Raw genomic sequence first — 8,082 nt, forward strand, 5'->3', positions numbered from 1 at the left:
CAGAGAAAATTCATTAAAGAATAAAGCAATTCATTAAATAGAATAAGCTCTCAGAAATGAGAGCTTATTTTTTTATTATAAAAGCAACAAAAAATTTCATGATGCAATAAGCATTCAAAAGCTAGCAAAATAAGTAGTAAATGAAAGTTTTCGAGCCTGTGACAGTTTCGATTTAATATTATCGATATTGTATGTTGCGCAGCAACCGGACTTTTAATGGCTTTAATTCGTCAAAAAAAATCAAAAGGACTGGGTTTGCTATTCGGATTTCTAAGTTCTTTAGCTCTTAGAATATCATTTGTAGTTTGGTTATCCTCTAATTTTCCTCAATAATAATTACGCTGGAAAGTCTATTATTAATCTCCTTTTAATAAGTGGGTTGTTTAAAATTAAGGTTTTATACTTAAATTTTAGAGATGATTAATTAGCAAATGACCCTCAGATTGATTTTAACCTGACGGATTAAATTAAAAAAGAGCAGATAAATAAATTACCTGCTCTATATACCATATAATGGTTGTTATTTGAAGTTACGCTTTTTTAACGTTAACTGCATTAACCCCTTTGTTACCATTTTGTAAATCGTATGTTACGACATCATTTTCACGAATTTGGTCTACTAAACCTGAAGTGTGTACGAAGATGTCTTGACCTCCTGTTGATGGAGTAATAAAACCAAATCCTTTAGTTTCGTTAAAGAATTTTACTGTTCCTTGTTGCATTGTATTATATATTAAAAAATTATTCTATTCTGTTAATAAGACTCGAAAATACTGATATTTTGATTTGCATCAAAATGATAATAAATTTTTGAAAAAAATATGGATGTATAGAATTTAAGAGTGAAAATCGAACTTCTTAAAAGGTAGAGCACCTAAAAATTAATGACAAAAATAAACGTCTGACTTAATACTTTTTAATACTTGAAATATTTCTAAAAATCAAATCACTATCCGTATTATTATCGACAAAGGTAAGCTAATAAAATGACATATGCAATTTTTTTTGCGTAAATTATCAATAATCCATCATCATTAAACGTCAGCTCTATAAACTCAATTAGCAAGAATGCACTTACTAAAGGAGATTTTTTAATTATTATTTGAATCAACAGTTTTTAAGATTAATGACATATTTTTAAGCTTTATCCTATTTAAATCAAAAAAAACAAACTTTCTGATGGTCAGTTCAGCTGAAATGGATTTGGAAATAATTGCCCTTGCCCAAACTTTTACAAGCAACATCATTATCACCGCTCATGCAGATTTTATGAATGACTTGATTGACAATAATGAAGCATTTACTCTATGGAAAACAATTATTGATGCCAAAAAACCCAAAAGAGCTTAGTCAATTTTACTATAAAATTAAATCAAAAGAATTAATATTTCTATTCTTTAAACTTTTTTTTAAGAGAAAAGAAGTTCAAAACTATCCTATAAATGAATCAGATGTAAAACGGATTTATCAGATTCGAGATAGCATTGTAGCTGACCTGACTATAATTCCCAACTTATCAAAGTTTGTGAAACTTCACTCAATGAGTGAAAGTAAAATTCAGAGAGTATTTAAACTATAGCAACATATCAATATTCAGATTATATTTTTTTTGTGGTAAAAAAAGTACAGACCAAAAATCAGTCTGTACTCCAAAAATTAATTATTCTAACTATTAGTTTTTGATCAATGTTTTCTGTGTCCGTTTATTACCTTCTTTCACGACAACAAAATAGGTCGCATTGGGAAGAGCTGAAATGCTTAGTGTTTCATTGTAATTACCGGTAGATGACTGTACATCTCTATTTAAAAATATTTTACCTGAAAAATCAATAATCTGCAGATTGATTTTATTTTCGGTTGATTTAAATTTTACCGTTACCTCATTTTTAGCCGGATTAGGATAAATTTTTAAATCTGAATTATTTTTCACCGATTCATTTACAGTTAAACTACCAAGGTCACACGTCGGAATTCTGTTGGTTCCGTCAATTCCCCAAGCAGTCATTACCGGAATACAAAGCCAGTTGAGTACCGTAGGAAAGTGGTCGGTTTGCCTCGGCGTAGCAAGATAATTCTGAATAGTAAATGTTTCTGAGGTCTGAAGATCTCTTGTAGGAGAACCTGTAATTGTTGCATTATTACCTAATGGTCCTGAATCTGTCAAAGTATTACCTGATATTTCAGTCATTTTATAACTTGCCAAAAGATTTGAATAAAAAGGATGTGAGCTCGTCACGTCCTGATTTGCCCACTGAACAATGGCTTCATTCGATAATTTTGCATTCCAGATTCTTACATCTTTATAGGAAGCAGCGAGATTAACACCGTATGTATTGGTTCCGTCCTGATTGATGGTTAACGGTAAATTTGAAGTAATGTCACCTATGGTATTCATTTTCCCAACGGTTACAGGAACTCCGTCGTCATACATTGTTGCCAGACCATCTCTGTCGAATGTTACAGCAATATGTTTCCATTGACTCGTCACGAGTTTTCCACCAGTTAAATCCAATCTGTTGCTTCCGTCACCGATATTCATTTTAAAGGTTTGTCCTGAATATCCTGAAATTACAAAACCTTTATTGGTTCCACTATTCCAGTTTTTATTTCCAATAAATACTGGATCACTTGTGTAATTGGCATTAGGTTTTATCCAAAATTCAATCGTGAAATCCTGACTGGCACCGAAATTAAATCCGCTCTGAACTGAAGGTTTCGCATACGTCCCAGCAGGGAAGTTCAGACGATTATATGTTGGTGTATTCTGACTTTGAGTTTTGCTGATCTGCTGAGGGGCGAAAGATGGATTGGAATAGATTGAAAAAATATCTCTTTCTGTAAGATTTCCTCCTCCATGTGAAGCACCTTCTCCACCGTGATCGGTAGTGACTACCACCAGCCAGTTTTCGTTATTATATGTGCTTCTGTTTTTCATCGCGGTCAGGATTTCACCAATATAAGTATCAGTAAGCTGAATAGAATTCACATATTGCGATGATGCTGAAGTAAAACCGTATGAATGTCCTGCACCATCCACATCGTCAAAATCAACGAAAAGTACATCAGGATTGTCATTTTGAAGGGCATTAACTGCTGCATTTTTTACCGCAAGATCAGTTGAAAAGTTTGTTTTTACATCAGCAGTATTGATGATATTGTTATTGATAGGTGCCCAATGTACTAAAGACATGGTTCTCAAATTAGAATTGTACGTTTCAATTCTGGTTAAAAAATCACGATAATTAGCATAGTTAGGATTAGTGAAATTGTTATCTGGCACGTTGTGCTTATCTAAACCTACTCCTGTAAGCATAGAACTCCACCCGTTTCCGCTGATGGTGGGTGCTAAAGTGATCGCATCTAAAGAATATACTGCGGTCGGCAATAATCCCTTAATGTTGGGCGTGTTGGATGACATCATCACATCAGGTCTGCAACCGTCTATCCCAATGAAAAGGACTTTTTTAGTCTGAGCGCTCATTAATGCGCCGGTTATGACCAAGAGAGAAAGAAGTTTTGTTTTCATAATAACTATTTTTAAGATTTAATTTAAATTGAATTAAAAACTGACTACAGAAAAATTTCCGTAATCAGTTGATTGAAGTAATTAAAAAAGAATATGTTCAGCTTCTGAAAGGTTGTTTAAAATATGATCAGGAAATGCCAATTCAAGTTGTGCTCTGGTTTGTGCTCCGCTAAGAACGGCAATCGTCATTCCGCAGGCTGCATTTTTCCCTTCCTGAATATCGATGGCAGAATCTCCGGCTTTCAAAACCTCTTTAGAATCCGTAATTCCAAATTTTTTCATGGCAAGGATGATCATTTCAGGGCTTGGTCTGCTTTCAGAAACATCGTCAGCAGTAATCAGTGCATCGTAGTGAACATCAATCTTCCAGTTGAGTTTCGTGAGCAATTGTTGCGCAATTTTCTGAGTGTAACCTGTATTTAAAACTATTTTTTTACCTTTAAATTTCACTTTTAGTAAAAATTCTTCAACACCGGAAATGGGCTTTACGCTGAGATCGTTGTAGGCAAGAGCCAGTTGGTTAGAAAAGTTTTCGAAAATAGCTTCCGTATCTTCGGTATTTCCTCCGATGTTTTCGAGTAAGTTTTTAATGGCTTCTGCTTTTTCCATTCCCGCACATATTTCCAAAACTTTATCTAAAGTCACCCTATAACCAAAGTCATTGACTGCTTTTGTAAGTGTTTTATACACTACATTGTCTTCGTCGATCGTTGTTCCGGCCATATCCAGAACCAATAATTGTATGTTCATTTTTAAGAAAAAATTGTATTGATATTAAATTTTGAATAACCACCGCTTCCGGTCATTCCTTTTCCGCCGATGCCTGTTACAATGTGAATATTGGGCGAAATATTGTGCTCGAAAATATCTTTTGTTTTGCACTGAGAATAAATCCCGAACCATCTTCTCTGAATTTCGTAGGTTGGCAAATCGATTATCTTTTTCGCTTCATTAATCATAAATTCATCGATCTCCATATTTAAATCATATCCGAGATCGTCTGCATTTTTGGCATCTGCATATTCGTGAGAATCGCCTATAATAACTGAACCATCCAAAGCCTGTTTGAATAAAATATGAATCCCAAATTTCTTTTCTAATGAATTTTTGTTTTCGGCTTCTTTGATTTTAGCAAAAGATTCACATTCCGTAAATGATTCATATCTCCTGATGGACAGTCCGGTCAAAATATTTCCAGACAACGAATAAATTCCCTGCGGTTTGGTCTGAAGCATCTGCAATTTACTGACTTCCAAATCACTTCCATTAAAAACTTCAGGGTATAAAGTTTTAAACTCGTGTCCGCCACAAATTATAATTTTAGATGAAGAAAATTTCTTTCCATCTGCAGTGGTAACTGTGCAATTGAAGTTATTTTCAATCGTTTCTACAACCGTTGTATTGTAGACAATATCCAGACCTTCCTGAGTTTTCAGATATTGATGAAGTTTTACAATCATTTCGCTGGAATCGACTGAAATCTCTTGTGGGAAAAACAATCCGCCTTTGCAGTAATCAGATCTCAACCCATCGAACTTCTGAATGCATTCGCTTTTTGAAAGAATTACCGATTCGTAATCGTTGTTTTTGTTGATTTGAGCCAGTTCTTCAATCAATTGCAATTCTTCATCATTCGAAGCGATATACACCGAACCATTTTGTCTTACGGTAAGATCTGCTTTAGCTTGTAAATCTTTATAAATATTTAAACTTTCTTTTCCGAAATTCTGCCATTTGATATCCATTCCGGATGGAACGACCTGTCCGAAATTTCTTACAGTAGCTCCTTGTGGAATAGAATTTCTTTCCAGAATCGCCACTTTAAGGTTTTTCTGTAATGCATGGTATGCGTGGAATGTTCCTAAAATCCCACCACCTACAATGATTAAATCATATTGAGTATTCATAAAGTATTATTTTAAATTTTAAAAGCATCAAAACGAATCGTCTGTGCTGTTTCTTGGTCTTCAGAATTTGATTTTGACCTTGATTTTTTTTGGAATGCTAAAAAAGCAACAACAGAGAAAAGTAAAACGATAGCTGCGATGATATAATTAAGATTGATATAAAAGTGAAGCCAAGAACGGTCTTGTGAACCTAAGTTTTTCAAAAATAGCACCGAAACACTTCCTAAATATCCAAATGCGTCAACGAAATAAATGAAGAAACCGACATTTCCTTTAATTTTAAAAGCCGCAATCATCCGGTCAAAATACATTCCGTTAAAGGGAATATAGCAGAGATACATTCCAAAACCCGATACCGTCATCCATAAAAACGGAGAAATGCTGTTGCTCTGAAATAAGATTGTGGAAAATGCTACTAAAATAATTCCCCCAAAAAGAATGTAATGATAGTAAACAAAGGCTTTTCTGTTGTTTTTTACTTTGACCATAAAACCAAGAATCAGTAAAACCATAATTGAAATCGGAACTTCTGTCAAAGTGAAAACCGAACTGTCTGCGTTACCGCTCATCTCATCCCAAATTTCACGGCTGAAATTATCACGGAAATCCCGTAAAACAGTAAGACAAATATAAAGTATCGTGATGCTAACCAACGGAAGGAAAAACTTTCTGACCAAAGACATTCTTTCCTCTTCGCTCAGTGGTTTTCTTTCTTTTTTCAGAGCAATATCTTCTTCATTCGGAGGCGGAATTTTATTCAATAAAACCGCAAAAACAATCAATGGAATTATGAATAGTAAACCTGTCGCAAACGGCATCCAGAATTCTGTAATCCTGAAACTATCCATCAAAAATTTTCCAGCAGATTTTACCACTCCTGAAGAAACTACGAAGCTCGAACAGAGAAATAAACCGATGATTTCTGTAGTTTTTCGTCCTTCAATAAAAGAGAAAACAATTCCCCATATCATTCCCAAAGGAATTCCGTTAATAAACATGAATAAAATATTGTACGGCGCAGGAACGACTGCAAAACCCAACAAAGCAAGCTCGGCAACTCCGATAAAAATTAAAAGAAAAAGGATTCTTTTCTGAGGTTTCAGTTCTGAAATGAATTTAATTCCGATAAATTTTGAAATAAAATATCCGACTGCCTGTGCGATAATGATTAAAATTTTATAATCGAAACCAAAAAATTCTAAGTTGCTAAACGAAGCCACCGCAAAAGGTTTTCTGAACGCATACATGCAGAAGTAGACCCCGAAAGCAGCGATGGCCGCTTTCAAAGTTACATTCAATGTATTGTTTTTTGATGGAGAAGTCATCATGGCTTTAGAAATTAAGCTTTACCCCAATGTTTCCTCTTACACCATAATATTCCACCTGTTCCGGTCTCTGCTCGTCTTTTCCGAAATGATAGATCAAAGGTTTGTTCAGAATGTTGTTGACATCTGCAAAAACAGTAATATGCTTGTTGATTTGGTACGAAGTTCCGAAGTCAAGATTGCTGTATTTTCCGTAGTAAGAATCGTATAGATCTTCTTCGGCATATTCTACTGCAAATTTTCCTTTGTGGTTGTAAGCGAGCCTTGCATTAAATCCTTTTTTCTCGAAGAACAACTGGATATTGTACAATTCTTTCGCCTGATAAGGAAGTTTTACCATTCTCCCGCTTGGTTTTTCCATTTTAGAAGTCATGAAGGTGGCATTTAGCTGCGTTCCAAAATACTGCAGGAATCCCGGCAAGAAATCAAATCGTCTGTTGATTCCTAATTCAATTCCTCCTAACCATGCGGCTTTTCCATTATTCGGAGCACTGAACTGTACACCACTGATTCCATTATAATTTCCGATAAAAGAATCTTGAAAAATAGGATCTGTGATTGATTTATAGAAAGCACCTCCACTCAAAATCCCGACATTGGAGAAATAATATTCACCCATTAAATCTAAATTAATAGAATAGGTTGGGTTCAGATTTGGATTTCCACCTTTAAACTCATTATCTGCCTCAATATAAGTTCCACCCGGAGTAAGATCTCCGAAATTTGGTCTGGAAAAAGTACGTGTTGCAGCAAAACGTAAATTGGTTTTGTCGTTAATCATGTATTTCAAATGCAACATCGGTAAAACCGCGAGATAGTTTTTAACATTTTCTACAGGTGTCAGAACATCTTCAACAACATTGTACCCTTTCACTTTTGTATGGGTATTTGATAATCTCAAACCTCCTAAAACGGTTATTTTATCATTGATTTTATACGTTCCCATTCCGTACGCATCGGCATGTTTTTCGAAAACATCGAAATTCCTTCCTAATGCTTTGTTGTATTCCAATGCTTCTGAATCTGTTTTATTGATGGTTAAATTTCCCTGATTTTGGAACCAGAACTGATCCATTCCGTCTGTTGAAAGTACCGGACCGAAAGTGTTTCCGATATTCATATTCATCTCGCTCAGGTATTTTGTAGCGCCAGGTTGAGTGGTGATATGTTGACCAAAATCTGATAATAATGGTGCGGTTCCGTTTGACCAACTGTAGAAAATATCAGAGTGTAAATCGTCAGCAAAAAGTAGACATTAGATATTAAAAAGTTAAGGAGTGTTTTCATAAAAAGAGTAATTTTAATTATGGCAGCACCGAAAAAG

7 protein-coding genes are annotated in these 8,082 nt (G+C 34.6%); 1 reads left to right on the forward strand and 6 read right to left on the reverse strand.

The genetic code is table 11. The features are described from left to right. Positions 1-530: 530 nt before the first annotated feature. Complete coding sequence (locus B5X64_RS22035; RefSeq protein ID WP_074229543.1) at positions 531-722, reverse strand: cold-shock protein; 192 nt, start codon at positions 720-722, stop codon at positions 531-533. Positions 723-1,179: 457 nt separating this feature from the next. On the opposite strand from B5X64_RS22035, the gene B5X64_RS22920 reads away from it, so the two are divergent. Continuing rightward, positions 1,180-1,350, forward strand: coding sequence for a hypothetical protein (locus B5X64_RS22920; RefSeq protein ID WP_164463396.1), 171 nt, complete (start codon positions 1,180-1,182; stop codon positions 1,348-1,350). Positions 1,351-1,672: 322 nt separating this feature from the next. Here the strand turns inward: B5X64_RS22920 and B5X64_RS22045 are convergent, their stop codons facing one another. The 5 genes from B5X64_RS22045 to B5X64_RS22065 all read right to left on the reverse strand — a co-directional run bounded on the left by B5X64_RS22045 (position 1,673) and on the right by B5X64_RS22065 (position 7,980). Then, complete coding sequence (locus B5X64_RS22045; protein WP_079467274.1) at positions 1,673-3,526, reverse strand: alkaline phosphatase family protein; 1,854 nt, start codon at positions 3,524-3,526, stop codon at positions 1,673-1,675. Positions 3,527-3,607: 81 nt separating this feature from the next. Beyond that, a complete protein-coding gene (locus B5X64_RS22050) occupies positions 3,608-4,276 on the reverse strand; it encodes a phosphonatase-like hydrolase (protein WP_079467275.1) in 669 nt (222 codons plus the stop codon). Between the two features lie 2 nt (positions 4,277-4,278). Continuing rightward, complete coding sequence (locus B5X64_RS22055) at positions 4,279-5,433, reverse strand: TIGR03364 family FAD-dependent oxidoreductase (RefSeq protein ID WP_079467276.1); 1,155 nt, start codon at positions 5,431-5,433, stop codon at positions 4,279-4,281. 11 nt (positions 5,434-5,444) lie between these two features. Beyond that, entirely contained in the window at positions 5,445-6,758 is a 1,314-nt protein-coding gene (locus B5X64_RS22060; protein ID WP_079467277.1) for a DUF5690 family protein, read from the reverse strand. 7 nt (positions 6,759-6,765) lie between these two features. Beyond that, positions 6,766-7,980 (reverse strand): TonB-dependent receptor domain-containing protein, encoded by a 1,215-nt coding sequence (locus B5X64_RS22065; RefSeq protein ID WP_338030749.1) that lies wholly within the window; start codon positions 7,978-7,980, stop codon positions 6,766-6,768. Positions 7,981-8,082: the final 102 nt, after the last annotated feature.

Source organism: Chryseobacterium balustinum, from assembly GCF_900168205.1.
In the GTDB taxonomy this organism is placed as follows: domain Bacteria; phylum Bacteroidota; class Bacteroidia; order Flavobacteriales; family Weeksellaceae; genus Chryseobacterium; species Chryseobacterium balustinum.

Excerpts from the sequence above, each read along its gene's own strand:
- B5X64_RS22035 (WP_074229543.1), bottom strand. The coding sequence starts at position 722 with ATGCAACAAGGAACAGTAAAATTCTTTAACGAAACTAAAGGATTTGGT.
- B5X64_RS22920 (WP_164463396.1), top strand. The coding sequence starts at position 1,180 with ATGGTCAGTTCAGCTGAAATGGATTTGGAAATAATTGCCCTTGCCCAA.
- B5X64_RS22045 (WP_079467274.1), bottom strand. The coding sequence starts at position 3,526 with ATGAAAACAAAACTTCTTTCTCTCTTGGTCATAACCGGCGCATTAATG.
- B5X64_RS22050 (WP_079467275.1), bottom strand. The coding sequence starts at position 4,276 with ATGAACATACAATTATTGGTTCTGGATATGGCCGGAACAACGATCGAC.
- B5X64_RS22055 (WP_079467276.1), bottom strand. The coding sequence starts at position 5,433 with ATGAATACTCAATATGATTTAATCATTGTAGGTGGTGGGATTTTAGGA.
- B5X64_RS22060 (WP_079467277.1), bottom strand. The coding sequence starts at position 6,758 with ATGACTTCTCCATCAAAAAACAATACATTGAATGTAACTTTGAAAGCG.